Origin of the sequence: Streptomyces eurythermus, from assembly GCF_014649115.1 — a bacterium.
Taxonomy (GTDB): Bacteria; Actinomycetota; Actinomycetes; order Streptomycetales; family Streptomycetaceae; genus Streptomyces; species Streptomyces eurythermus.
In genome coordinates, this window is the sequence record NZ_BMSK01000041.1 from 1 (window position 1) to 24,280 (window position 24,280).

A 24,280-nucleotide genomic window follows, 5' to 3' on the forward strand; every position below is an offset into this window, starting at 1 on the left:
GAAACGCCCGGTTACATTCCGAACCCGGAAGCTAAGCCTCACAGCGCCGATGGTACTGCAGGGGGGACCCTGTGGGAGAGTAGGACGCCGCCGAACAATTTTTGGGAAAACCCCCGCACCTCACGGTGCGGGGGTTTTCTGCGTTACGGGACCATTCGTGATGTGTCCATTAGGGTCGACAGCATGCGCTATGACCTCGTCATCTTCGACAACGACGGTGTCCTCGTGGACAGTGAGCCCCTGTCCAACCGGCTCCTGGCCGGCTATCTCACCGAGCTCGGGCACCCGACGTCGTACGAGGAATCCATCCGCGACTACATGGGCTCGGCGATGCACCGCGTCCACGACCTGGTGCTGGAGCGCACGGGCCGACGGCTGCCGGAGGACTTCGACGAGGTCTTCCACGCGCGGGTGTTCGCCGCGTTCGAGCGGGAGTTGCGGCCCGTGCCCGGGGTGACGGACGTACTGGAGAAGCTGGCCGCGGACGGGGTGCCGTACTGCGTGGCCTCCTCCGGGAGCCATGAGCGGATACGGGTGGGGCACCGCACGACCGGGCTCGACCGGTGGTTCACCGACGAGCGGATCTTCAGCTCCGAGGACGTCGGGCGGGGCAAGCCGGCGCCGGACCTGTTCCTGTACGCGGCCGAGCGGATGGGGGTGGCCCCCGGGCGGTGCGTGGTCGTGGAGGACTCCCCGCTGGGCGTCCAGGCGGCCGTGGCGGCCGGGATGGACGTGTACGGGTTCACCGCGATGACACCGCCGGAGCGGCTCGCGGACGCCGGCCGACTCTTCGCGGACATGGGCGAGTTGGCCGGCCTGCTGGTGTGACCCGGGTCCGGGGCCCGGGCTGACATTTGTCATGCGGAGCCGCGGACGATCGTTTCTACTGCCGGACCCCGCCCGGAGGCGATGCTGAGGGCATGACGAAGACCACGGGGAACCAGGACGGCACGCCGAGCGCGCTGGACAACTTCAAGCCACTGCTCATCGACGTGGCGGTGCCGCTCGGCTCGTACTACCTCTTCAAGGAAGCCTTCGGGATGAGCACCTTCGCGGCGCTCGCCTGGAGCAGCGTCGTACCGGCCGTGCGGACCGCGTGGGCCCTGGTGAAGGAACGCCGTACCAACGCGCTGGCCGTCCTGATCCTCACCGTCAACGTCGTCTCGCTGCTGCTGAGTTTCGTCTCCGGCGACCCGCGGCTGATGCTCGCCAAGGACAGCGGGGTCAGCAGCACGGTGGCCATCGGCATCCTGGTCTCCGTCGGGCTGGGGAAGCCGATGATGACCGAGGCCATGAAGCCCTTCCTGGTGAAGGGCGACCCGGCCAGGGAAGCCGCCTTCCGGCGACTTGTGTCCGGGGCCGCGGCCGGATCCGCAGCCTTCCGGCGCAGGGAGCGGGTCTTCTCCGTGGTGTGGGGACTCGTCCTGCTGGCCGAGTGCGTGGTGCGGGCCGTGGGCGCCTACACCGTTCCGGTGGACACCATGGTCTGGCTGGGCTCGGTCCTCATGGTCGCGGCCATGGCGATCGGCTTCCTGCTCAGCGGCGGCCTGGCCGCCGGACCGATGGAGCACATGCTCACGGCCGAGGTGGAGGCCGGCCGGGCCGAGCGTCCGGCGGTGCCCGTCACGGCCTGACTCCGCCGCGGAACCGGCGGAGCTGAGGGAAATTCACCTTTGGCTGGATCTACCCACAGGTACCCAGGGGCCCTACCCTCGCCGCCATGACCGATGTGCTGCGGCGCGGCCGGGCCTCGCTGGCGTTCGCCTTCTTCGCGCAGGGCGCCGCCTTCGCCCTGCTGGTGACACGCATCCCGGCCGTCCAGGACCGGTACGGCGTCTCCGACGCGCTGCTCCCCGTCTTCCTGGCCGCCGTACCGGTCCTCGCCGGGGCCGGCAGCGTGGCCACCGAGCGGCTGGTGAAGCGGGTCCGGCCGAGCCGGGTGCTGCGCTGGTCCCAGCCGGTGGTGCTGCTGGCCCTGCTCGGGGCCGGGGCGGGCGGATCCGGGCAGGTGGCCGTGCTGGCGGTGGCGCTGGGCGTCTTCGGCCTGGCGGTGGGCGCGCTGGACGCGTCCATGAACATGCTCGGGGTCAGCCTCCAACGGTCGTACGGGCGCAGCATCATGCTGGGTTTCCACGCCGTGTACAGCCTGGGCGGGATCGTGGGGGCCTCGCTGGCCTGGGCCGGGGCGCACTGGCAGCTCGCGCTGTGGGTGTCGTACCTGCCGGTGGTGGCCGTGCTGCTGCCGGCGGTGCTGCTGGGGAGCCGGTGGTACGTCGACGGGGAGCCGGCGCCGCTGGGACAGGCCGACGGAGGCGGGGCCGGCGGTGGGGTCGGCTTCAAGCTGCTGTTGCCGCTGTGCCTGGTGATGACCTTCGCCTACATCGGGGACTCCACCGTCTCCAACTGGAGCGCGAAGTACCTGAAGGACGTGCTGGGCGGCTCGGAGCAGCTCGCGACCGTGCCGTACAACGTGTACATGGTGACCACGCTGGCCGGGCGGGCCGTCGGGGACCTCGGGGTGCGACGGTTCGGGGCGGTGGCGGTCGTACGGCTCGGGTCGCTGGTCGCGGCCGGCGGGTTCGCGGTGGTGGCGCTGGCCTCCGGCCCGTGGGTGGGGATGCTCGGGTTCACGCTGCTGGGCCTGGGGCTGTGCGTGCTCGTGCCGCAGACCTTCGCGGCGGCCGGGCGGCGCGCTTTCGAGCAGCACGGCCCGGGGGCCTCGGACGCGGCGATCGCGCGGCTGAACATCTTCAACTACGTGGGTTTCCTGATCGGTTCGCCGTTGGTGGGCGCCCTGGGGGACGCCTGGAGCTACCGGGGCGCGATGCTCGTGCCGATGGTGTTGGTGCTGGTGACCCTGGGGTACGCCAGGTCGTTCGCGGCTCAACCGGACCGATACGGTGGCGGGCATGAGCGGCCGCGCACAGCTGATGTGGGACGAGGCAGTAACGGGCTATGACTTCGGTCCGAGCCATCCGATGGATCCGGTCCGGCTGGAGCTGACCCGCCGGCTGGTCGGTGCCTTCGGGCTCGACCGGGAACTGGCGGTCGTCGCGGCCAAACCGGCCGGCGAGTCGACGCTGAGGCTGGTCCACCGGGAGGACTACATCGACGCGGTGAAGGCCGCGTCGGCGGACCCGGCGGGGGCCGACGGGTCGTACGGGCTCGGCACGCTCGACGATCCGGCGTTCGCCGGGATGCACGAGGTGTCCGCGCTGATCGCGGGCCAGTCGGTGGGGGCCGCCGAGGCGGTGTGGCGGGGGGACGCCGAGCACGCGGTGAACTTCGCGGGCGGGCTGCACCACGCGATGCCCGGCGGCGCGGCGGGGTTCTGCGTGTACAACGACGCGGCGCTCGCGATCGCGCGGCTGCTGGAGCTGGGCGCCGAGCGGGTCGCCTACGTGGACGTCGACGTGCACCACGGGGACGGGGTGCAGGCCGCGTTCTGGGAGGACCCGCGGGTGCTGACGATCTCCCTGCACGAGCACCCCGGCACGCTGTTCCCGGGGACCGGGTGGCCGCAGGAGACGGGCGCGGGCGCGGGGGAGGGCGCGGCGGTCAACGTGGCGCTGCCCGCCGGTACGGGCGACGCGGGGTGGCTGCGGGCGTTCCACGCCGTGGTGCCGGAGCTGCTCGCCGGCTTCCGGCCGCAGGTCCTGGTCTCCCAGCACGGCGCCGACACCCACTTCGAGGACCCGCTCGCGCACCTGGCCGTCTCGCTGGACGCGCAGCGGGCGGTGCAGCTGGCGTGCCACGAGCTGGCGCACGCGCACGCGGACGGCAAGTGGGTCGCGCTCGGCGGGGGCGGATACGCGGTCGTCGACGTCGTACCGCGCTCGTGGACGCACCTGGTGGGGATCGTGGCGGGCCGGCCCGTCGCGCCGGAGACGGAGATCCCCGAGGGCTGGCGGCAGGACGTCTTCGCCCGGACCCGGCAGCTCGGGCCGCGGCGGATGACGGACGGGCGGTGGCCGGTGGAGTACGGCGACTGGGAGGCGGGATACGACCCCGCCGACCGGATCGACCAGGCCGTACTGGCCACCCGCCGCGCGGCGTTCCCACTGCGGGGCCTGCTGCCGTAGCACTGCCCGCCCCGACCGGGCCGGCCGACGGCGCCGCCCGCTGCCCGCCGGTCGTCCCTCGCCGTCTGCCGCTCGTCGCTCGCGGTCCATCGCCCGTCGCTCGCCGTCTGCCGTCTCCGCTCGCCGTCCGTCCTCTGCCGCTCGGCGCTCGCCGCCGGCGGCAAAGCACCCGGCGGCGGGAGACTGCCCGCGGCCACGCAGGCTGCTGTGAGGCCGTCGGCGCGCTCAGGCTGCCGTGAGGCCGTCCGCGTGCGCCGGCAGCCGTTCGCGTGCTCAGGCTGCCGTGAGGCCGTCCCCGTACGCGGACAGCCGTTAGGCCATCCGCGCGAATCCCGCTGTTTCCGCCCCGCCGTCGGCCCCCATGGGCCACCATCGCATCCGTGTCGTCCCCCGCCCGGCTCCGCGCCCACCTGGTGGCCGCCGGGCTGGCCGGGGTGGTGGCGACCTCGCGGGAGAAAAGCCTGCGCAGTTACCGGCTGTTCGCGGCCCGGGATCCGCGCGTGCTGATCGGAATCGATCCCGAGGGCGCCTGGGAGTTCCCCGACCTGCTCGCGCTGATGGCGCGCACGTGCGGGGTCTCGGCCGACCCGCACCACACGAGCGGGCCGGACGTGATCGATCCGGAGCGGACGCTCGCCGCGCTGGACGCCTTCGCCGGGCGGGTCCGGGAGGCGGCCCGGCGCGGCGCGCCCGTGCTGCTGGGCACCGGGCACCCGCGGCGGCTGCTCGGTTTCTACGCCGGTCTGGCGGACGCGCTGTCAACGGCGGGATGTGAGGTCCTCACCCCGGCGCAGGGTCGTTGTGTCGACATATTGACCCGGTTCGGTCTACGTCCGCATCGTCTCGACTACGTACGAGGGGTTGCCCTGATGCGGGAACCGGCGAGCGGGCGCCCCGGTTGTGAGCCGGGTGCCCACAGCCACTCACCGCTGCCGGTTCGGGTCGCGCTGGAGGCCGCCGCACAAGCCGGCGGACCGCTTCCCGAGCTGGTCATCGGCGATCACGGATGGGTCTGCGGCGCAGGTCAGCTGGGGTTCGAGGCCATCGGACTGGCCGACACCGACGACCCTGCGCCGTTCGTCGGCGAGGCCGAGGGACGGGTGGCCGTCGTCGTTCCGGTTGATGACGCAGTCCGGTCTGGTCACTACCGGCCGCTGACCCGCTACGTGCTCAATCGGGCCTGTCTGTCACAGTAGCCGCTGATGGGTGCACCTCTTCCCCACTCGCATCACCCGCCCCTAGTCTGGGGAGTGAGCACGCAACGACGAAGAGTCACCGGAAGGGGAAGCCGGTGGCCGTCGAGTGCGGAAGGTTCAGGTGTGTCATGGCTGCAGCTGGCGAGAGGCCTCTGAACGAGGTTCAGTTCCTTACCGTGGCGGAAGTCGCCTCGGTGATGCGAGTGTCCAAGATGACCGTGTACCGCCTGGTGCACAGCGGTCATCTGCCCGCGATCCGGGTGGGGCGGTCCTTCCGCGTCCCGGAGCAAGCGGTACACGAGTACCTCCGCGACAGCTATGTGGGGGTGGAGACGGCCTGACGGCGACCCCCGGGTGACCGGGGGAAACCCCCTCGATTACGACCTCGGCGCTCGGTTGGGTAGGCTAGCCCCTCGTAGGTCGTGTGGGCCCATGGCGCCCAAACAACCGAGTGATGAGAAGTGAGCGAGGGTAGTCGTGGGCTCTGTTATCAAGAAGCGGCGCAAGCGGATGGCCAAGAAGAAGCACCGCAAGCTGCTCAAGCGCACGCGCGTTCAGCGTCGCAACAAGAAGTAAGCGGTCCCCGCGCAAGCGGGTGTCCGTGAGCGACGCCGCGAGAGCGTGACGTCTGTGGCCCCCCACCAGCAGTGGTGGGGGGCCACAGGCATGTTCCGGGCATGTGCCGGACGGGGAAATTCCGTCCCCCCGGGCACCTGGGGTCCTGTCACCGCACCACCGACCGGCTAGGTTGGCCGCACACGGGGAAGGCGGGATACGCGGGAGGGAGGCGGCGATCGTGGGAAGGGTCGTGCTCGTCACCGGGGTGGCCCGGCAGCTCGGTGGCCGGTTCGTGCGACGGATCCAGCGGGACCCGGAGGTGGACCGGGTGATCGCCGTGGACGCCGTGCCGCCCGAGCACCATCTGGGCGGCGCCGACTTCGTCCAGACCGACATCCGGCAGCCGACCATCGCCCGCGTGCTCGCCGAGACCGGCGCCGACACGGTGGTCCACCTGGACGTGACCGGCACCGCGCTGGGCGGCGGCAGCCGGGCCACGGTCAAGGAGACCAATGTCATCGGCACCATGCAGCTGCTCGGCGCCTGTCAGAAGTCGCCGGCCGTGCGCCGGCTGGTGGTGAAGTCCAGCACCAACGTCTACGGCTCGGCGCCGCGCGACCCGGCCGTGTTCACCGAGACGACCCCGCCCAAGTCGCTGCCCAGCGGCGGCTTCGCCAAGGACACCGTCGAGGTGGAGGGATATGTGCGCGGGTTCGCGCGGCGGCGGCCGGACGTCGCCGTGTGCGTGCTGCGGTTCGCCAACATCCTCGGCCCCACCGTGGACACCCCGCTCGCCTCCTACTTCTCGCTGCCCGTCCTGCCGACCGTGTTCGGCTACGACCCGCGGCTGCAGTTCGTGCACGAGGACGACGTCGTGGAGGTGCTGCGGATCGCCTCGCACGAGCCGCGCCGGGCCACCCTCAACAGCGGCACCTTCAACATCGCCGGGGACGGCGTGCTGCTGCTGTCGCAGTGCTCCCGGCGGCTGGGCCGGCCCACCGTGCCGCTGCTGCTGCCCGCGGTCACCTGGGCCGGGTCCCTGGTGCGTACGCTCGGTATGACGGACTTCTCACCGGAGCAGATCCGGCTGCTCACCCACGGGCGGGTGGTGGACACCGGCCAGATGCGCGAGACGCTGGGCTTCACCCCCCGCTACACGACGGCCGAGACGTTCGCGGACTTCGCGCACGCGCTGGGCCCGGGGCTGCTGCCGCCTCAGGCCCTCGCCGGGGCCGTCGACCGGGTCGCCGCGCTGTCCGCGAGGGCGGCCGGCCACCCCCAGACGCACAGCGCCAACTGAGGAGCGGCAACGATGGCGGACGCCAAGGTCATTCCGTTCGACGACGACCGGTCCCGGGGGAGCGCCGCACAGCGCCAGGCGCGCCGCCGCGGCGGGGGCGGCCGGCGCGGCGCGCTCGGGGAACCGGGCGAGATGGGCGCGGTCCAGCCGCTGCCGGGCCGCGACTGGGCAGGGGAGGACGAGCCGGTGGAGCCGCCGAGGACCGACGGGCAGGACGACGGGCGGGACGGCGGCCTGGAGCGGCGGCTGGCGGCCGGGCTGGCCTTCCTGCGGCGCCGGCTCACCGGGGACTACGAGGTCGACGACTTCGGCTACGACGAGGAGCTGACCGACCAGGTCCTGATGTCGCTGCTGCGGCCGGTGTACGAGAAGTACTTCCGGGTCGAGGTGAGGGGCATCGAGAACATCCCGGCCGAGGGCGGGGCGCTGATCGTCGCCAACCACTCCGGGACGCTGCCCTTGGACGGCCTGATGATGCAGGTGGCGGTGCACGACCACCACCCCGCCGGCCGGCACCTGCGGCTGCTGGCGGCCGACCTGGTCTTCGTGCTGCCGGTGGTCAACGAGCTGGCCCGCAAGCTGGGCCACACCCTCGCCTGCGCGGAGGACGCGGAGCGGCTGCTGGGCCAGGGTGAGCTGGTCGGGGTGATGCCGGAGGGCTTCAAGGGCATCGGGAAACCCTTCGGCGAGCGTTACAAGCTCCAGCGGTTCGGCCGGGGCGGCTTCGTCTCCACGGCGCTGCGCCAGGGCGTGCCGATCGTCCCGTGCTCGATCGTCGGGGCGGAGGAGATCTACCCGATGATCGGCAACGCCAAGACGCTGGCCCGGGTGCTGGGCATCCCGTACTTCCCGCTGACGCCGACGTTTCCCTGGCTGGGCCCGCTGGGGGCGGTCCCGCTGCCGACGAAGTGGACGATCCAGTTCGGCGAGCCGATCCCGACGGACGGCTATCCGCCGGAGGCCGCCGAGGACCCGATGCTGATGTTCAACCTGACCGACCAGGTGCGCGAGCAGATCCAGCACACGCTGTACAAGCTGCTGGTGCAGCGGCGGTCGGTGTTCTTCTGAGCGTTCTCCCCGCGTTCCGCCGGGGGTGTACGGCCGTGGGGGCGCCCCTGCTCGGAAAGAGGCGCCCCCACGGCCGTGGCCGTACCGGGCTAGTCCGCGTCCTGGCCGTCGATGCCGAGGTCGGGGAGCAGGTCCGGGATGAGCGGCGGGATGGTGACGTCCGGCTGGGCCGACGGCGATTTGCCGGCGGACGGGGAGCTGCCGGTGGTGCCGCTCTTCGGCGGGTCGAGCAGGCCGCCGGTGTCGCCGCCGAGGAGGCCCTCGCCGCCGCTGCCGGTGGCCGGGTCGCTCGGCGTGTCGGTGCCGGAGTGCCGGCCGGGGGACGGGGTGTGGTGGCCGGTGGAGCCGGGCGGGGCCGACCGGTCGGTGCCGGTGGAGCCGGGGGACGCCGGTCCGGAGCCGTCCCGGTGCCTTCCCTCGCCGGGCCGGGCCGGCTGCTGCGGGAGCAGCGACTGGAGCGGGGCGACCTCTTCGTCTATGGCGTCGAAGACCGAGGACACCTCCTGTTTGACGTCGCCGAGCTGGACGGGGAGCTTGTCGCTGAGCGTGCTCCACGCCTGGCGGTGGGACCGGGAGAAGGCGTCCAGCGCCTGGATGGGGCCCAGGGAGTCCGGGTCGGCCTGGTAGGCCGCGTGCAGCAGCCGGTGGCCCTCGGTGACGTCGTGCCGCATCCCGGACAGGGTGCGGCGGATCTCGCCGATGGACTCGTGGTCCAGGTGGCCGCCCCGGCCGCGCTCCAGCAGCCGGCGGACCTCGCCGAGCCGGGTGGAGGCCTGGTCGAGGTAGGTCTGGCCGCGCTGGTCGTCGCCGTCGGTCAGGTAGTTGAGCTTGAAGTCCTCGATGCCGCGCTTCAGGCCGTACAGCGAGTCGCCGGGCAGGGCGTCGGAGCTGGCGGCGGCGACCCCGCCGAAGGCCCCGGCGGCCACGCCGACGCTGAGCCCGCCGGCCGCGAGCCCCTTGGTCAGCCTGGTGCGCGGGCGGAGCTTGCCGAGCGGGCCCGCCCGGTGCTCGCCCCTCGCCCGGTGGGAACGCTGTTCCGGTACCGACGTGTCCGCCGCCCCGGTCCCCTCCTGGAGCATGGCCTCCATCGCGGCCACCAGCTGGGCCCGCTGGACAACCTTGACCTCCGGGTCGAGCTGCGGCCTGGGCAGTGCGCCGAGTCCCGCCGCCAGGGCCAGCAGCTCGCCCTGTCCGGTCGGTTCCTCGGCGGTCGGCGGGGAACCCGCCGGGTCTTCGGACTGCTCGGCCGCCGTGTCCCGGTCGGACTGCTCCTCCAGGGCCTGGGCGAAGGCGTTCGCCCGCCGGTGCGCCGATACGTTCGCGATCACTGGCGGCACCTCCTCTCGTCATGACGGTCGACTCCCCAGGGGGTCCTGAGGGTTGCACGCCCACGGCCGGTTCCCGGATCGGGTGATCAGGGAGGGCCGGGACGTGACCACAGGGAGCCTGTATCCCGCACAACGACTGGCGCGGCACTTGGGTTACGGACGGCGGGCGGGCGGTTCGGAAAGGCAACACGCCTTGACGGAGCGTGAGTTGGGCGTCGCGGACCGTCGTCCCGTTTCAGCGGGCGTCGTCGGGCAGCAGCCGGGCGAGGGTGCGCACGGCGCGGTACTGGAGGGTCTTGATGGCGCCCTCGTTCTTACCCATGACACGGGCGGTCTCGGCGACCGAGAGGCCCTGGAGGAAGCGGAGCGTCACGCACTCCTGCTGCTGCGGGTTGAGCCGCCGTACGGCGTCCAGCAGGGCGGCGTTGGACAGGGATTCCAGGACGGAGTCCTCGGGGGAGCGCTCGACCTCGTTGGCGTCGAGCATCTCGCCGGTGGTGACCTCCAGACGGAAGCGGCTGGACTTGAAGTGGTCGGCGACCAGGTTCCGGGCGATGGTGACCAGCCAGGCGCCGAAGTCGCGGCCCTGCCAGGTGAAGGTGCCGATCCTGCGCAGTGCCCGCAGAAAGGTCTCGCTGGTGAGGTCCTCGGCGGTGGCCCGGCCGCCGACGCGGTAGTAGATGTACCGGTAGACGGTGTCGCTGTACTGGTCGTAGAGGCGCCCGAAGGCCTCGGCCTCGCCGGACTGGGCGCGTTCGACGAGGTCCATCATGCGGGCGCTGTCGCTGTCGGCGGCCGGCCGGCGGGCGGTGGCCGCGCCGGTGGCGCGCCCCCGTCTGCCGACGGCGGCGCCGCCGTCGGCCAGTGCGTAGCACGGGCCCGCGGGCGCGGCGGCTGCGAAGGCGGGGACGGCGTACGCGGTGGGGACGAAGCCGCGCAGTGTTTCCTTGACCGTCGCGACCGTTGCGCGCAGCGTAGCCAGGCCCGAGGCGTCAACCCCGACGTGTGGGTACACGGGACTCCCAGAGGCAGAGCTTCCATCACGTGCAGTGCGGGACCGTTCACCCGTCGTAGCGACGGAGGGGTTCCGGTTTGCGTCTGAGGAGAATAACGCTTCGTACAGGCACCGCTACACCGAGTTGCTCAAATCGTCGTTTGCGTCGCTTCTGTTGCCGTTTGATGCCCGATCAAGTTAATGAATTTGATCGGTTGTTGAACGAAAAGAGACGTGTTTCGGTGAAGTACGAGACGTGTTGAAATGAGCGCGGCACAATCGTGCGCGCGGACGGGGGCTGTGCGGCCGGTCCGCGGCTACCGGCGGCGTCGGCTCAGGGCGATCGCGGCCGCGGTGCCGCCGGCGACCGCGCCGACGCCCGCGGCGGCCGGGATGCCGACCTTCGCCGCCTTGCGCCCCGTGCGGTAGTCCCGCAGCCGCCAGTCCTGCTCGCGGGCGTGCCGGCGCAGCTTGGCGTCCGGGTTGATGGCGTAGGGGTGGCCGACCAGGGACAGCATCGGGATGTCGTTGTGGCTGTCGCTGTAGGCCGCGCAGCGGGAGAGGTCCAGCCCCTCGGCGGCGGCCAGCGCGCGCACCGCCTCCGCCTTGGCGGGCCCGTGCAGGGGCTCGCCGACCAGTCGTCCGGTGTAGACGCCGTCGACCGACTCGGCCACCGTGCCGAGGGCGCCGGTCAGGCCGAGGCGGCGGGCGATCACCTGGGCGATCTCCACCGGGGCGGCGGTGACCAGCCACACCTTCTGGCCCGCGTCCAGGTGGGCCTGGGCCAGGGCGCGGGTGCCCGGCCAGATGCGGTCGGCCATGTACTCGTCGTAGATCTCCTCGCCGATCGACTCCAGCTCGGCGACCCGGTGGCCCTTGACGATCGACAGCGCCGAGTCGCGGGCGTCCTGCATGTGCTCGGGGTCCTCGACGCCGGCCAGCCGGAACCACGCCTGCTGCCAGGCGAACCGGGCCAGGTCGCGGGTCTCGAAGAACTTCCGCTTGTACAGCCCGCGGCCGAAGTGGAAGAGCGCGGCGCCCTGCATCACCGTGTTGTCCAGGTCGAAGAAGGCGGCGGCCTTGTCGTCGCCGATCACCGGGAATTCCGGTTCCTCGGGCGTGGCGGTCTCCTGCGAGGACTTGCGGGCGGCCTCCGCCGAAGCCTCGCCTGCCAACACGCTCCGCGCCGTGGCGGAGCGCCTACGGGGAGTGAGCCATCCGAGAGCGGCCATGACGCGAGCATAGCCACTGTGTCCGAAGGTTCCGGAGTCGAGAGGTTGGCGTGGTGTGAACGCCGGGCGAAGGGGGTGCCGGGGCGCGCGAGAATGGCCGGTATGAGTCCGCTCTTCCGACGCAAGGCAGAGCCGCGAGCGCGGCTGGTGACCCTGATCCGCAAGCCCGGCTGTCATCTGTGTGACGACGCGCAGGTGGTGGTCGAGAAGGTGTGCGGCGACCTCGGAGTGCCGTGGGAGGCCAAGGACATCACCGAGGACCGGGACCTCCACGACCGCTACTGGGAGCAGATCCCCGTGGTCCTGGTCGACGGTGAGCAGCACACCTTCTGGCGCGTGAACGAGCAGCGGCTGCGCCGGGCACTGACCGACTAGTCCAAACCGACCGGAAAGTCGCTTAGGATCGACGGCGGTTTGGTCTCGGGGGCGGGATTCGTGAGGAGTGTGTGCGGTTTTGCCCCCAGCAACGAAGGAACGGCGGCGCGTGTGCGCTGGTTCCCGCTCCGGGCGTGAAAATGGCGTGACCCCGGTCACTTCTGCCGGGCAAATCGGACACCATCTTTGTGCACGCGTTCACAAAGACATAGCCTGCTGTCGACGGGGCGGTCTGGGGACGTGTGACCGCCTACAGCCCCGCTCTACCCGCAGGAGCACCGTGGCAACTGGCCGAACACACCGACCGGCGACCCGTAGCCGAGGGATTCCCGAGGCCACCGTCGCCCGGCTTCCGCTGTACCTCCGAGCGCTGACCGCACTGTCGGAGCGCTCGGTACCCACGGTCTCCTCCGAGGAGCTGGCCGCGGCGGCGGGGGTCAACTCCGCCAAGCTGCGCAAGGATTTCTCGTACCTGGGCTCCTACGGAACGCGTGGCGTCGGCTACGACGTGGAGTATCTCGTCTACCAGATCTCCCGCGAACTCGGCCTGACCCAGGACTGGCCGGTTGTGATCGTCGGCATCGGCAACCTCGGCGCCGCCCTGGCCAACTACGGCGGCTTCGCCTCCCGTGGCTTCCGGGTCGCCGCGCTCATCGACGCCGACCCGGCGATGGCCGGCAAGCCGGTCGCGGGCATCCCGGTGCGGCACACCGACGACCTCGAGAAGATCATCAAGGACAACGGGGTCTCCATCGGTGTGATCGCCACCCCGGCGGGCGCCGCCCAGCAGGTCTGCGACCGGCTCGTGGCCGCCGGTGTGACCTCCATCCTGAACTTCGCGCCGACCGTGCTGTCCGTCCCGGACGGCGTGGACGTGCGCAAGGTGGACCTCTCCATCGAGCTGCAGATCCTCGCCTTCCACGAGCAGCGCAAGGCCGGTGAGGAGACCGCCGCGGGCGACGGCGCCCTGCCCGCCGCCACGCCCCGCGCGACCTCCGCCGACCAGGGACCCGACGGGGACGTCCCCGCCGTGATGCCGGCATGAGCCTCCTCGTCGTAGGTCTCAGCCACCGCAGTGCCCCGGTCAGCGTGCTGGAGCGGGCCGCGCTGAGCGCGGACGCCCAGATCAAGCTCCTCCAGGACACGGTCGCCGCCGAGCCCGCCACCGAGGCCGCGGTGCTCGCCACCTGCAACCGCATCGAGCTGTACGCCGACGTGGACAAGTTCCACGCCGGTGTCGCCGAGCTGTCCACGCTGCTCGCCCAGCACAGCGGGGTCGGCCTCGAGGAACTGACGCCGTACCTCTACGTGCACTACGAGGACCGGGCCGTCCACCACCTGTTCTCGGTGGCCTGCGGCCTGGACTCGATGGTCGTCGGCGAGGGCCAGATCCTCGGCCAGATCAAGGACTCCCTGGCCCGCGCCCAGGAGCTGCACACCGCCGGCAAGCTGCTGAACGAGCTGTTCCAGCAGGCCCTGCGGGTCGGCAAGCGCGCCCACTCCGAGACCGGCATCGACCGCGCCGGCCAGTCCCTGGTCACCTTCGGCCTGGAGCAGCTGGCCCTGGGCGCGGCCGTGCCCGACTGGGCCCGCGGCAAGAAGGCGCTGGTCATCGGCGCCGGATCGATGTCGTCGCTGGCCGCCGCCACGCTGGCGCGCGCCGGGGTCGCCGAGGTCGTCGTCGCCAACCGCACCTTCGAGCGCGCCGAGCGGCTCGCCCGGATCCTGCTGGAGGCCGACGACAACACGGTCACCGCCCGCGCGGTGCCCATGGACGCGGTCGCCGACGAGCTGACCCGTGCCGACGTCGTCGTCTCCTGTACCGGGGCGACGGGCCTGGTGCTCACGGCGGAGGCGGTCGCGCACGCGGTCGAGGGCCGCACCGGACACCCCGTCGCCGAGACCGGCTTCAAGGCCGTGAAGCCGGCGGCCCCGCAGCGCCCCACCGGTCTCGGCGCCGACGACAACTGCCCGCTGGACCTCGCCGCCGTACAGCCCGGCTTCTCCGTCATGGGCGAGGCAGCCGTGGCCGGCATGGACGCGGCCACCCTGGAGCAGCACGCGGCCTGGGTCGCCGGCGGCAGCACGGCCGAGCGCCGCGAGCGGCGCAGCCCCGAGGCGGACGCCGAGCTGATCACCGCGCTCGCCGCGACCGCCGCCACCGTCGGCCGGATCCCCGAGCGGCGCAAGCCGGAGCCGGTGGCCGAGCGCCCCGCGCCCTTCTTCTTCCTGCTCGACCTGGCCATGCCCCGCGACATCGACGCGGCCGTGCACCGGCTGGCCGGGGTCCGCCTGGTGGACATCGAGTCGCTCGCGGAGGCCTCCGCCGACGCGCCGATGGCCGCCGACGTGGACCAGGTCCGGCGCATCGTCGCCGACGAGGTCGCGGCGTTCGGCGCCGCCCTGCGCGCGGCGCACATCACCCCGACCGTGGTCGCGCTGCGCACCATGGCCGCCGACGTGGTCGCCAGCGAGCTGGCCCGCCTCCACGGCCGCCTGCCCGACCTGGACGAACGCCAGCGCGGCGAGATCCGGCAGACCGTGCACCGGGTCGTCGACAAGCTGCTGCACGCGCCGACCGTACGGGTCAAGCAGCTCGCGGCCGAGCCCGGCGGCGCCGGGTACGCGGACGCGCTGCGCACCCTGTTCGACCTCGACCCCGAGACGGCCGCCGTCGTCTCCGGGGCCGGGGACAGCACGCGGAACAAGAACCGAGGGCCAGCATGAGTGAGAAGGCACTGCGGCTGGGGACCAGGCGGAGCAAGCTCGCCATGGCCCAGTCCGGTCAGGTGGCCGAGACCGTCCGCGAGGTGACCGGCCGGCCCGTCGAGCTGGTCGAGATCACCACGTACGGCGATGTGTCCCGGGAGGCGCTGGCGCAGATCGGCGGCACCGGTGTGTTCGTCACCGCGCTGCGGGACGCGCTGCTCAAGGGCGAGGTCGACTTCGCGGTTCATTCGCTCAAGGACCTCCCGACCGCGCAGCCCGAGGAACTGGTCCTGGCGGCCGTACCGGAGCGCGAGGACCCGCGGGACGTCATCGTGGCGCGCGACGCGCTGAAGTTCACCGACCTGCCGCGCGGCGCGCGCATCGGCACCGGCGCGCCGCGCCGCATGGCGCAGCTGAACGCGTACGCCCGCGCGCACGGACTGGACATCGAGACGGTCCCGATCCGCGGCAACGTCGACACCCGCATCGGGTACGTCCGCGACGGCGAGCTGGACGCGGTCGTACTGGCCGCCGCCGGACTCAACCGGATCGGCCGCATCGACGAGGTGACCGACTTCCTGTCGGTCGACACGGTTCTGCCCGCCCCCGGCCAGGGGGCCCTGGCGATCGAGTGCGCCGCGGACAACGCGGAACTGATCGCCGCGCTCGGTGAGCTGGACGACCCGTTCACGCGGGCCGCCGTCACCGCCGAGCGGTCACTGCTCGCCGCCCTGGAGGCCGGTTGCAGCGCACCCGTGGGAGCGCTGGCCGACCTTCCCCCACTCTCGGCTCCGCTCGAGCGGGGGGACCCCCATGCCGACGGGCAGATTGTCAAGGAAATGCGCCTGCGCGGCGTCGTCGGCACGACCGACGGCACTCGCATGGTGCAGCTGTCCACCACCGGTCCCGTGCCCCAGACGCACGACCAGGCGTGGGCACTCGGTCGCGAACTCGCCACCGAGATGCTCGCCCAGGGCGCGGCCGGTCTGATGGGGGAGCGAGCACATTGAGCCCCACCGCCCTTCCTGCCGCCGGTCCGGAACACGGGCACGTCACCTTCCTAGGTGCCGGACCCGGGGATCCGGGACTGCTGACTCTGCGCGCCGTGGAGGCGCTGTCGAACGCGGACGTCCTGGTCGCCGAGCACGAGGTGCTCGACGTCATCCGGACGCACGCCCGACAGGGCGTCTCCGTCGTGCAGACGGACGCCGATCCCTCTTCGGTCTCGCCGCCGGGCACGGGCACGCCCCAGCTGACGGTAGTTGACGGCACGTCAACACCCGCCGCTGTCCCGGGCGGTGCCCCGGATGCCGCTCATCTTGTCATGGAGGCCGCGCGGGGCGGCAGGCGGGTCGTCCGTGCGGTGTCCGGTGATCCGGGACTGGACACGTGCGCGGCGGAGGAGATGCTCGCGTGCGCCGCGGCCGGGGTGCCCTTCGAGGTCGTCCCCGGGGTCGCGGCGGCGGTCGGCGTGCCCGCGTACGCCGGTGTGCCGCTGCGGGACGCCGACGGCGCGGACGTCCGCTTCGTGGACGCCCGGACCGCCTCCGACCGCTGCTGGTCCGAGGCCGGCGCCTCCGACAGCACGGTGGTCGTCTCCACGACGCTGGACTCCGTGGCCGGCGCGGCGGCCGAGCTGGTCTCGGCGGGCCGCAAGCCGGACACCCCGCTGTCGGTGACGATCGCCGGTACGACGACCCGCCAGCGCACCTGGACGGCGACGCTCGGCACGATCGCGCAGACGCTGAAGCAGGCCAAGGTGCTGCCGTCGCCGGACGGCGGCCGGCCGGTGATAGCCGTGGTCGGCGAGCGTACGGCCGCGGCCCGCCGCGACCAGCTGTCGTGGTTCGAGTCCAAGCCGCTGTTCGGCTGGAAGGTGCTCGTGCCGCGGACCAAGGAGCAGGCGGCCTCGCTCTCCGACCAGCTGCGCTCCTACGGCGCGGTGCCGCACGAGGTCCCGACCATCGCGGTGGAGCCGCCGCGCACCCCGCAGCAGATGGAGCGGGCGGTCAAGGGCCTGGTCACCGGCCGGTACGAGTGGATCGCGTTCACGTCGGTCAACGCGGTCAAGGCGGTCCGGGAGAAGTTCGAGGAGTACGGCCTCGACGCGCGTGCCTTCGCGGGCATCAAGGTGGCCGCGGTGGGCGAGCAGACCGCGAAGGCGCTGGTCGCCTTCGGCGTGAAGCCGGACCTGGTGCCGAGCGGCGAGCAGTCGGCGGCCGGCCTCCTGGAGGACTGGCCCCCCTACGACCCGGTGTTCGACCCGATCGACCGCGTCTTCCTGCCGCGTGCCGACATCGCCACCGAGACCCTGGTGGCCGGGCTGATCGACCTGGGCTGGGAGGTGGACGACGTCACGGCCTACCGCACCGTGCGCGCCTCGCCGCCGCCGGCGGAGACCCGTGAGGCGATCAAGGGCGGGGGCTTCGACGCGGTCCTGTTCACCTCCTCCTCCACGGTCCGCAACCTGGTCGGCATCGCGGGCAAGCCGCACAACGTGACGGTGATCGCCTGCATCGGCCCGGCCACGGCCAAGACCGCCGAGGAACACGGCCTGCGGGTCGACGTCATGGCCCCCGAGCCGTCCGTCCACAAGCTGGCGGAGGCCTTGGCCGACTTCGGCATGAAGCGGCGCGCCGCCGCGCTGGAGGCGGGCGACCCGGTGACCCGCCCGAGCGAACGCCGCCCGGGGGCGCGCAGGCGCCGCTCGACCACCTGAGACAGGGCGGAGCATGCCTCTTCGGTGTGCTCCGCCGTGTTCGCCGTAAGGCTCTCCCCTCCCCGTGTGGTTCTGCGATGCTGGCCGCCATGGGAGAGGGAGAGCGCCGGCCGGGCTCCGGGAGGGCCGGCCCCTGGTTACGCCGGCGGGCCGTGGCGCTGCTGGTGACGTGTGCGGGGGTGGGTGCCGCCGTACTGCATGTACTGGCGCCGGGCCTCCGGATCGACGGCATCGTGGTGATGCTGCTCGCGATCGCCGCGGTGCCGTGGCTCGGGGAGCTGTTCCGCAGCATCGAGGTGCCGGGCTTCGCCCGGATCGAGTTCCAGGGCATCGAGCGCCGGATCGACGACGTCCGGCGGACGGCCAACGCCGCGCTGGTCGGTGACGGATCCCCCGACGACGGAGCGGCCCGGGACGCGGTCGGGAACCTGGCCGCCGAGTATGTGAACGTACGTCTCCAGCAGGCGGGCAGCGCGGCCCGGACCCAACGGATGGACCGGATCTTCGCCCGTCTGGTGCGCGCGGTCCAGCGCGTGCCCGACTTCGACGTCGAGGGGCTGCTCGCCTCCCAGGACGCCGGACTGCGCCTGGCGGCCTACGCGCGTCTGTTCGCACTGCCCGAGCAGGAGGCCCTGGGTCCCCTGGTGGACGCCGCGATCGCCGATCCGCTCGCCTTCAACCAGTACTGGGGTCTGCGGGCGGTGGAGAGCTGTGTGACGGACGGTGGAGCGGCCGCGGTCCCGCTCGGAGCGGTCCGCCGTCTGAGGGAGTTCCGTGCCCGGACACCGCCCGGCAACGACCGGGGCGAGGTGGCCGGCCGGATCCTCGCCGAGATCGGCGAGCGCTGAGCGGACGGGCCGCCCGAGGGGCCGCGGACGGCCCCACCGGCCCGACTCGGCGTCGGCAAACGCACCGTTCGGGCGGGCGTAGCGTAGATGGCATGACGAAGTACGGATCCTTTCCCGGTACGCGTCCCCGGCGGCTGCGGACCTCGCCCGTCATGCGGCGGATGGTCGCCGAGACACGGCTGCACCCTGCCGACCTCATCCTCCCGGCGTTCGTCCGGGAGGGCGTGAGCGAGCCGGTGCCGATCGGCTCCATGCCCGGGGTCGTGCAGCACACCCGGGACAGCCTGAAGAAGGCCGCGCTGGAGGCGGTGGAGGCCGGGATCTCCGGGATCATGCTGTTCGGCGTGCCGGAGGAATCGAAGAAGGACGCCCGGGGCACCGTCGGCACCGACCCGGACGGGATCCTCCAGGTCGCCCTCAGGGACGTGCGCGCCGAGGTCGGCGACGACCTGCTCGTGATGTCCGACCTGTGCCTGGACGAGTTCACCGACCACGGTCACTGCGGGGTGCTGGACGCCGAGGGCCGGGTCGACAACGACGCCACCCTGGAGCGGTACGCCGAGATGGCGCAGGTCCAGGCCGACGCCGGCGCCCATGTCGTGGGCCCCAGCGGGATGATGGACGGCCAGATCGGCGTCATCCGTGACGCGCTCGACCAGATCGGCCGCGAGGACGTGGCGATCCTCGCCTACACCGCCAAGTACTCCTCGGCGTTCTACGGCCCCTTCCGCGAGGCCGTCGCCTCGTCGTTGCAGGGCGACCGCAAGACCTACCAGCAGGACCCGGCCAACTGGCGGGAGTCGCTGCGCGAGCTGGAGCTGGACCTCGCCGAGGGCGCCGACATGGTGATGGTCAAGCCGGCCGGCCCCTACCTCGACATCCTCGCCCGGGTCGCGGACGCCGTGGACGTGCCGGTGGCCGCGTACCAGATCTCCGGAGAGTACGCGATGATCGAGGCCGCCGCCGAGAAGGGCTGGGTGGAGCGGGACCGGGCCATCTTCGAGACCCTGACCGGCATCAAGCGGGCCGGCGCCCGGAACATCCTCACCTACTGGGCCACCGAGGTGGCCCAGAAGCTCCGCTAGTTCCGTGACCCCGTGGGTTCGCCGAGCCGGCGGGCCGGCGAACCCACGGGGGGCTCGGCCGCGGTCTAGGCGTCGGTCAGGGTGATGTGGTCACCCAGTACGGCCCAGCGCTGTCCGGGTTCGTTGGCGCAGAGCCGGGTGCGGACCTCGGGTGTCCCCCACGTGTTGGACAGGCAGTAGTGGGGGTCGGCGGCCAGGACGAAGTGGTCGCCGACCTGCCTCCACTGCTGTCCGGGTTCGTTGGCGCACACCCGGGTGCGGACCTCCGGTGTCCCCCACGTGTTGGCCAGACAGTAGTGAGGGTCGGCGGCCAGCACCACGTGATCGCCGACGATCCGCCAGCGCTGTCCGGGTTCGTTGGCGCACACCCGGGTGCGGACCTCCGGTGTCCCCCAGGTGTTGGACAGGCAGTAGTTGCCGATCGCGGAGGCGCTGGAGCCTGGCGCGGCGGCCGTGGCGGTGGCCGACGGGAGGGCGGCCGCCGCCAGCGCGAGAGCGAGGACGCCGAGGGACTTGCGGAACGCGAAAGCCATGAGGGGTCGCCTTTCATCCAGCGGGTTGCGGAGACCGGGGCCGTGGCGCCGTGCGGCGCCGGCGGCCGAGGCGCTCCGGGGGCATGCGCCGGGAGTCTTTCCCGGGCCATGCCCCCGAATGCGGCAAACCGCCCTTAGAGGTGATATGTGGATGAAGGCGTTGCCGTTCACCAGTTGGAGATGGCGTCCAGGTCCGACTGCCAGTACGTCACCTTGAGCGTGCTGTCGTAGTAGACGCCCTTGGCGGGCAGGGCCGGCGTCGCGGACGGGCCGCCGTCGCTGTTCGGGCTCATCCCCTGGAAGCCCACCGTCAGCTTGTGCGCGGTCATCCCGCCGCTGCCGCTGCCGTCGGCGGCCGACAGCAGCACACCCGCGTACGCCGACTGGCCGGGCGCCAGCGAGACCACGGACTGCGGCTGGGTGCTCTCGTCGGCCTGCGGCACCCACTGCATCTGGTCGAAGCGCAGGACCGGGTAGTACGGCAGGTCGCAGGTCTTGCCTCCGGTGTTCTTCACCGTCAGCAGCATGTGGTTCAGGGGCCGGCTGAGCAGCTGGGCGGTGACGGACGTGTTCGTGCCGTTGCACAGCACCACGGTGCGTCCGGTGCTCTGTCCCTTGCGGCCGACGGAGGCGGCGGGCTTGGCGTTGGGCGCGTCGGTACGGGCCACGGGGGAGGCCTCGGTGGCACCGCTGTCGGTGCCGGCGCCGGCACCGGTGCCGGTGGTGTCCTTCGCCGGGGTGCTGCTCTCAGGCGACTTCGAGACGTTCGTCTCCGCCGCGGCCACCGTCGCCTTCGAGCGGGCGGCGCCCTCGTCCTCGGTGCCCGTGCCGTTGTCGCACGCGGTGAGGGCGAGGGCGGCCACGGCGGTTCCGGTAGCGGCGATCAGACGAATGTGGCGCATACGCATGGCAAGTCCTCTTTCGGGCTGGGCCGGTTGTCGTGCTTGGATGACCAACAGCCTGTGGGCGGACTCGTCCCGACGGCCAGCGTTGGCCGCCAATCCGGGACGCTGGAACGCCGGAACCGGCTTTGACCTGCGAAAACAACACCCCCCTGGAACGCCGGGGTGGGACGAGGGGGACTGGAGGAACGGTGTCGGAGGGCATTCCCGAAAGCGGTTTCGCCGAGCTGCTGCGGGAGTTGAAGAACCGCTCCGGGCACAGCTACGGCACGCTCGCGAAGCGGCTCCACATGAGTACGTCGACGCTCCACCGCTACTGCAACGGGGACGCCGTGCCGACGGACTACGCCCCCGTGGAGCGGCTCGCCCGGCTCTGCAAGGCCACGCCCGGGGAACTGGTGGAACTGCACCGCCGGTGGGTCCTGGCGGACGCGGGCCGGGGGCGGAAGACCGCGGAGCCGGTCGTAGGACCGGAGACGGCCCGGGTACCGGAGGCGGCCCCGGAACGGGTGGCTCAGGCGGTCCCGGAGCCGGAACCGGAGCCGGCACCCGTACCCGTGCCCGTACCCGTGCCCGTGCCCGTGCCCGAACCCCCACCGGCGAGCCGGTGGCGTCGAGGCCGGTCCCTGATCGCCGGCGGCCGCCGCACCGCCCTCCTGGCGGCTGTCACGGTCACCGCGCTGGTCGTCGGCGGCACGGTGTTCGCCCTGAACCGGCCGTCGGACGAGGGCAAGGGGCGGGACGACGCGAAGGCCACGACGGCCAGCGCCGGCTCCGCCCTCGTGCAGGACAGCACCACCCCCCGGCCGCCGAAGTCGGGGAGCCCGAGCCCTTCGGCCACCCGTTCGACTTCCCCCTCCCCCTCCGCGTCCGCCTCCGCCGAGGCGCGGGACCTGGCCCCCGACACCACCGACGGGAAGCCCACGGGGAAGCCGTCGGCCACCGCACGCCAAGGAGCGTCGGAAGCAGCGCCGTTGACGGTCAACACCAACCCCTACAGCTGGCTGAGCCCCTGCTCGCAGCACTACCTGATCGACCGGCCGCCGACCGCCGTGGGCCCGCCGCCGTCGGAGCCGCAGGCGCCCGCGTGGGTGGCCGTCAACAAGGCGGTGTCGGCGGGGGAGCAGTTCATCACCTTCACCGTGCAGGGCACCGGAAACCAGACTGTGGTCCTGGAGCGGCTGTCGGTCCACATGGCGGGCAAGCGTTCGCCGCTCCCCTGGAACGACTACGCCATGGGCTACCCGGGTGTCGGCTGCGGCGGTGGCGTGCCGACGCATTCCTTCACGGTCTCCCTGGACGCGATGCGCCCGTCACCCGTACCGGAGGCCGGGAGCGACAACTTCCCCTTCAAGGTGAGCCAGTCGGACCCGGAGGTCTTCTACGTCATGGCGGACGCGTCGGCGTACGACGTGAGCTGGTTCCTGGAGCTGACGTGGTCCAGCGGCGGCCGTCACGGCACGCTGGTGATCGACGACGCCGGCCACCCGTTCCGCACCAGCGGGAACAACAGCCGGCCGGCGTACGCGTTCCCGCTGGGCGGTCAGAAGTGGAAGCCGGCGTCGGAGTTCGACTGACTCAGTCCCACCAGAAGGCCCAGCTGGTGGCGCCGAGCAGCGTCTCGGCGTACGCCCGCACGCTCCCCGGACCACTCTGTACGACGGCGTGCGGGCACAGGGCGTAGTGCTCGGCGGCGAGGACCTCGGCGTCGGCGAGCGTGCCGGGCGGGGCGGCGACGGACACCACGAGGGCGTCCAGCCCGAGCGCCACGACCCGGATGCCGAACCGGTCCTCCCAGGACCGCAGGACGGCGCAGACGCGGGCCACGTCGTGGTCGTAGTTCAGGGCACCGGTCCAGCCGATGGCGGCGGGTATGTCGGCGGACCGGCGCGCCGGGACGAGGGCCAGGTGCGGTTCCTCTATCCACTCCGACCACCGCGCCGGATCCCGGTGCAGGGCGTCGGCGACCGTGGCGGCGCGGGTGTCGGGATCGGCGTTCGGCACGCCGGGGGAGGCGAGCCCCGGCCACGCGGCGCCGAACGGCTCGGTCTCACTGCCGTCCTGCCCGTCGGTCTCCTCCTCCCAGTACTCCGAGAGCACGTCGTCGACCAGGTGATCCCCCGGGTACGAGGCGTCGCCCGGCAGCAGCCCCCAGTCGTCGACGCCGACGCGGCAGCCGGCCAGGTCCACGAGGACGGGCAGCAGCCCCGTACGGGCCGCCGGCGCGCCCAGGGCCTTCCAGGTGCCGGGCGAGGAGGGCTTTTCCGCGTGCCACAGGAGGGGTTGGTGCCAGGGCCCGTCGTCCGTCGCGTCGACCAGCCTGCCGGGAGGCAGTTGAAGACCCAGGGAACGCCCACTGGGGTCGGTGGCCAGCTTGGGCAGCGGGTTGGGAAGAGTCGCCATGCCGCCGACTGTAGGGGCAGGCACTGACAACGGCGTTGAGCTGGGCCGGGGTTGCCCTGGTTGCCGTGGGGCCGCCCGCTTCTCGGCGATTGTCGTGCTTCCGTGAGGTGAGTCAAGGGCGCTGCGCGTCGCCTTCGGCGATGGGCCTGCGGCCCACCCTTGACACACCTCACTCCAGCACGGAGGAGAAGCGAGCGGGCAGCCCGGAGAAAGTGGCCGGCTCAGGTCCGTCGGCCCCGCCGTGGGCTGCGTTCGCATCGTCGGTCGAGGATGCGCGCTCGCGCCTCGCCAGCACGCCGGGTGGGCTTGGCGGCTTGCGGCCCGGTGGGAGGGTTGTTTTGGAACGGGTGTTGCAGAAGGAGTGGGGGGACGGGTGGCCGGGACCACCCGCAGGCCGCCGAACCGGCCCGGCGTGCTGGCGAGACGCGGGTGCGCCCCTCACCGACGGGGCATGGTCGGCTCGCCTGGGGGCCCGGTACCGGGCTGGGCCACTGTCCTTCCGGGCCGCTCGCTCGCTTCTACCTCGTGCTGGAACGGGCCGGGTCAAGGGTGGGCCGCAGGCCCATCGCCGAAGGCGACGCGCAGCGCCCTTGAGGCGGCCCGTGGAAGCACGACACTGGCTAAGAAGCGAGCGGCCCAACGGTCACTTGAGAGAAGAGGTGAACACGTCCCACGTGACAGGGCTGATGCGGAGGGTCCGGTCCTGGGAGGGGGTTTCCTTCGAGTCCCGGATGTGCACGGTGCCAGGAGAAACGGCCACTTCGAGGCAGGCGCCGCCCTCGCTGCTGCTGTGACTCGACTTCCGCCAGGAGACGGCTGCTTCGAGGCACTGACCACCCTCGCTGCCGCTGTAGGTCGACTTGTACCACTGAAGGGCTTCGGCGCTCATGGCTCTCCTAGCGGACGGTCGGTCACTTGAGGGAAGAGGTGAAGGTGTCCCATGTGGCG

24 protein-coding genes and 1 rRNA gene are annotated in these 24,280 nt (G+C 72.3%); 18 read left to right on the top strand and 7 right to left on the bottom strand.

What is annotated here, in order from left to right:
- The 10 genes from rrf to IE251_RS39935 form a co-directional block, all read left to right on the top strand.
- Positions 1 to 96: ribosomal RNA gene (gene rrf / locus IE251_RS39890) — 5S ribosomal RNA — on the top strand; the annotation flags it as partial.
- Between the two features lie 87 nt (positions 97 to 183).
- A complete protein-coding gene (locus IE251_RS39895; RefSeq protein ID WP_189757839.1) occupies positions 184 to 828 on the top strand; it encodes an HAD family hydrolase in 645 nt (214 codons plus the stop codon).
- Positions 829 to 920: 92 nt separating this feature from the next.
- The gene (locus IE251_RS39900; protein ID WP_189757840.1) at positions 921 to 1,634 is read left to right on the top strand and encodes a VC0807 family protein; all 714 of its coding nucleotides are present in this window, start codon (positions 921 to 923) and stop codon (positions 1,632 to 1,634) included.
- An 86-nt stretch (positions 1,635 to 1,720) separates the two neighbouring features.
- A complete protein-coding gene (locus IE251_RS39905; protein WP_189757841.1) occupies positions 1,721 to 2,959 on the top strand; it encodes an MFS transporter in 1,239 nt (412 codons plus the stop codon).
- Positions 2,910 to 4,082 (top strand): acetoin utilization protein AcuC, encoded by a 1,173-nt coding sequence (locus tag IE251_RS39910; RefSeq protein WP_189757842.1) that lies wholly within the window; start codon positions 2,910 to 2,912, stop codon positions 4,080 to 4,082. The genes IE251_RS39905 and IE251_RS39910 overlap by 50 nt, the downstream gene beginning before the upstream one ends.
- A 380-nt stretch (positions 4,083 to 4,462) precedes the next feature.
- The gene (locus IE251_RS39915) at positions 4,463 to 5,278 is read left to right on the top strand and encodes a phosphatase (RefSeq protein WP_189757843.1); all 816 of its coding nucleotides are present in this window, start codon (positions 4,463 to 4,465) and stop codon (positions 5,276 to 5,278) included.
- A gap of 128 nt (positions 5,279 to 5,406) precedes the next feature.
- The gene (locus IE251_RS39920) at positions 5,407 to 5,619 is read left to right on the top strand and encodes a helix-turn-helix domain-containing protein (protein ID WP_121791081.1); all 213 of its coding nucleotides are present in this window, start codon (positions 5,407 to 5,409) and stop codon (positions 5,617 to 5,619) included.
- 136 nt (positions 5,620 to 5,755) lie between these two features.
- Positions 5,756 to 5,854 (top strand): 30S ribosomal protein bS22, encoded by a 99-nt coding sequence (locus IE251_RS39925; protein WP_003948845.1) that lies wholly within the window; start codon positions 5,756 to 5,758, stop codon positions 5,852 to 5,854.
- 220 nt (positions 5,855 to 6,074) lie between these two features.
- The gene (locus tag IE251_RS39930; RefSeq protein ID WP_189757844.1) at positions 6,075 to 7,136 is read left to right on the top strand and encodes an NAD-dependent epimerase/dehydratase family protein; all 1,062 of its coding nucleotides are present in this window, start codon (positions 6,075 to 6,077) and stop codon (positions 7,134 to 7,136) included.
- Positions 7,137 to 7,148: 12 nt separating this feature from the next.
- Positions 7,149 to 8,204 (top strand): lysophospholipid acyltransferase family protein, encoded by a 1,056-nt coding sequence (locus tag IE251_RS39935; protein ID WP_189757845.1) that lies wholly within the window; start codon positions 7,149 to 7,151, stop codon positions 8,202 to 8,204.
- Between the two features lie 89 nt (positions 8,205 to 8,293).
- Here IE251_RS39935 and IE251_RS39940 read toward each other — a convergent pair whose 3' ends face one another.
- The 3 genes from IE251_RS39940 to IE251_RS39950 all read right to left on the bottom strand — a co-directional run bounded on the left by IE251_RS39940 (position 8,294) and on the right by IE251_RS39950 (position 11,758).
- A complete protein-coding gene (locus IE251_RS39940) occupies positions 8,294 to 9,532 on the bottom strand; it encodes a DUF5667 domain-containing protein (protein WP_189757846.1) in 1,239 nt (412 codons plus the stop codon).
- A gap of 235 nt (positions 9,533 to 9,767) precedes the next feature.
- Positions 9,768 to 10,547: an ECF subfamily RNA polymerase sigma factor, BldN family gene (locus tag IE251_RS39945; protein ID WP_030794547.1), complete on the bottom strand. Its 780-nt coding sequence runs from the start codon at positions 10,545 to 10,547 to the stop codon at positions 9,768 to 9,770.
- A 296-nt stretch (positions 10,548 to 10,843) separates the two neighbouring features.
- Positions 10,844 to 11,758 (bottom strand): HAD family hydrolase, encoded by a 915-nt coding sequence (locus IE251_RS39950; protein ID WP_078637853.1) that lies wholly within the window; start codon positions 11,756 to 11,758, stop codon positions 10,844 to 10,846.
- A 93-nt stretch (positions 11,759 to 11,851) separates the two neighbouring features.
- Between IE251_RS39950 and IE251_RS39955 the strand changes: the two genes are divergently transcribed.
- The 7 genes from IE251_RS39955 to hemB all read left to right on the top strand — a co-directional run bounded on the left by IE251_RS39955 (position 11,852) and on the right by hemB (position 19,494).
- Complete coding sequence (locus tag IE251_RS39955) at positions 11,852 to 12,133, top strand: glutaredoxin family protein (RefSeq protein WP_189757847.1); 282 nt, start codon at positions 11,852 to 11,854, stop codon at positions 12,131 to 12,133.
- A gap of 280 nt (positions 12,134 to 12,413) precedes the next feature.
- A complete protein-coding gene (locus IE251_RS39960) occupies positions 12,414 to 13,178 on the top strand; it encodes a redox-sensing transcriptional repressor Rex (protein ID WP_030621072.1) in 765 nt (254 codons plus the stop codon).
- Positions 13,175 to 14,860: a glutamyl-tRNA reductase gene (locus tag IE251_RS39965; protein WP_189757848.1), complete on the top strand. Its 1,686-nt coding sequence runs from the start codon at positions 13,175 to 13,177 to the stop codon at positions 14,858 to 14,860. Before IE251_RS39960 ends, IE251_RS39965 begins: the two co-directional genes overlap by 4 nt.
- Entirely contained in the window at positions 14,857 to 15,852 is a 996-nt protein-coding gene (gene hemC / locus IE251_RS39970) for a hydroxymethylbilane synthase (protein ID WP_189757849.1), read from the top strand. Before IE251_RS39965 ends, hemC begins: the two co-directional genes overlap by 4 nt.
- Positions 15,849 to 17,561 (top strand): bifunctional uroporphyrinogen-III C-methyltransferase/uroporphyrinogen-III synthase, encoded by a 1,713-nt coding sequence (locus IE251_RS39975; protein WP_189757850.1) that lies wholly within the window; start codon positions 15,849 to 15,851, stop codon positions 17,559 to 17,561. Before hemC ends, IE251_RS39975 begins: the two co-directional genes overlap by 4 nt.
- Before the next feature lie 89 nt (positions 17,562 to 17,650).
- Positions 17,651 to 18,409, top strand: a complete 759-nt coding sequence (locus tag IE251_RS39980; protein WP_189757851.1) for a hypothetical protein — start codon at positions 17,651 to 17,653, stop codon at positions 18,407 to 18,409.
- Between the two features lie 92 nt (positions 18,410 to 18,501).
- A complete protein-coding gene (hemB, locus tag IE251_RS39985) occupies positions 18,502 to 19,494 on the top strand; it encodes a porphobilinogen synthase (protein WP_030794568.1) in 993 nt (330 codons plus the stop codon).
- 65 nt (positions 19,495 to 19,559) lie between these two features.
- On the opposite strand, the gene IE251_RS39990 is transcribed toward hemB, so the two are convergent.
- Positions 19,560 to 20,027: an RICIN domain-containing protein gene (locus IE251_RS39990; protein WP_189757852.1), complete on the bottom strand. Its 468-nt coding sequence runs from the start codon at positions 20,025 to 20,027 to the stop codon at positions 19,560 to 19,562.
- A gap of 167 nt (positions 20,028 to 20,194) precedes the next feature.
- Positions 20,195 to 20,929 (bottom strand): DUF4232 domain-containing protein, encoded by a 735-nt coding sequence (locus tag IE251_RS39995; protein ID WP_189757853.1) that lies wholly within the window; start codon positions 20,927 to 20,929, stop codon positions 20,195 to 20,197.
- Positions 20,930 to 21,120: 191 nt separating this feature from the next.
- Between IE251_RS39995 and IE251_RS40000 the strand changes: the two genes are divergently transcribed.
- A complete protein-coding gene (locus tag IE251_RS40000) occupies positions 21,121 to 22,506 on the top strand; it encodes a helix-turn-helix domain-containing protein (protein WP_229897163.1) in 1,386 nt (461 codons plus the stop codon).
- 1 nt (position 22,507) lies between these two features.
- Here IE251_RS40000 and IE251_RS40005 read toward each other — a convergent pair whose 3' ends face one another.
- Positions 22,508 to 23,332, bottom strand: coding sequence for a DUF4253 domain-containing protein (locus tag IE251_RS40005; protein ID WP_189757854.1), 825 nt, complete (start codon positions 23,330 to 23,332; stop codon positions 22,508 to 22,510).
- 643 nt (positions 23,333 to 23,975) lie between these two features.
- Positions 23,976 to 24,221 (bottom strand): DUF397 domain-containing protein, encoded by a 246-nt coding sequence (locus IE251_RS40010; RefSeq protein ID WP_189757855.1) that lies wholly within the window; start codon positions 24,219 to 24,221, stop codon positions 23,976 to 23,978.
- Between the last annotated feature and the right edge of the window lie 59 nt (positions 24,222 to 24,280).

Excerpts from the sequence above, each read along its gene's own strand:
- IE251_RS39895 (WP_189757839.1), top strand. The coding sequence starts at position 184 with ATGCGCTATGACCTCGTCATCTTCGACAACGACGGTGTCCTCGTGGAC.
- IE251_RS39900 (WP_189757840.1), top strand. The coding sequence starts at position 921 with ATGACGAAGACCACGGGGAACCAGGACGGCACGCCGAGCGCGCTGGAC.
- IE251_RS39905 (WP_189757841.1), top strand. The coding sequence starts at position 1,721 with ATGACCGATGTGCTGCGGCGCGGCCGGGCCTCGCTGGCGTTCGCCTTC.
- IE251_RS39910 (WP_189757842.1), top strand. The coding sequence starts at position 2,910 with ATGAGCGGCCGCGCACAGCTGATGTGGGACGAGGCAGTAACGGGCTAT.
- IE251_RS39920 (WP_121791081.1), top strand. The coding sequence starts at position 5,407 with ATGGCTGCAGCTGGCGAGAGGCCTCTGAACGAGGTTCAGTTCCTTACC.
- IE251_RS39935 (WP_189757845.1), top strand. The coding sequence starts at position 7,149 with ATGGCGGACGCCAAGGTCATTCCGTTCGACGACGACCGGTCCCGGGGG.
- IE251_RS39950 (WP_078637853.1), bottom strand. The coding sequence starts at position 11,758 with ATGGCCGCTCTCGGATGGCTCACTCCCCGTAGGCGCTCCGCCACGGCG.
- IE251_RS39955 (WP_189757847.1), top strand. The coding sequence starts at position 11,852 with ATGGCCGGTATGAGTCCGCTCTTCCGACGCAAGGCAGAGCCGCGAGCG.
- IE251_RS39965 (WP_189757848.1), top strand. The coding sequence starts at position 13,175 with ATGAGCCTCCTCGTCGTAGGTCTCAGCCACCGCAGTGCCCCGGTCAGC.
- hemC (WP_189757849.1), top strand. The coding sequence starts at position 14,857 with ATGAGTGAGAAGGCACTGCGGCTGGGGACCAGGCGGAGCAAGCTCGCC.
- IE251_RS39980 (WP_189757851.1), top strand. The coding sequence starts at position 17,651 with ATGGGAGAGGGAGAGCGCCGGCCGGGCTCCGGGAGGGCCGGCCCCTGG.
- hemB (WP_030794568.1), top strand. The coding sequence starts at position 18,502 with ATGACGAAGTACGGATCCTTTCCCGGTACGCGTCCCCGGCGGCTGCGG.
- IE251_RS39990 (WP_189757852.1), bottom strand. The coding sequence starts at position 20,027 with ATGGCTTTCGCGTTCCGCAAGTCCCTCGGCGTCCTCGCTCTCGCGCTG.
- IE251_RS39995 (WP_189757853.1), bottom strand. The coding sequence starts at position 20,929 with ATGCGCCACATTCGTCTGATCGCCGCTACCGGAACCGCCGTGGCCGCC.
- IE251_RS40005 (WP_189757854.1), bottom strand. The coding sequence starts at position 23,332 with ATGGCGACTCTTCCCAACCCGCTGCCCAAGCTGGCCACCGACCCCAGT.
- IE251_RS40010 (WP_189757855.1), bottom strand. The coding sequence starts at position 24,221 with ATGAGCGCCGAAGCCCTTCAGTGGTACAAGTCGACCTACAGCGGCAGC.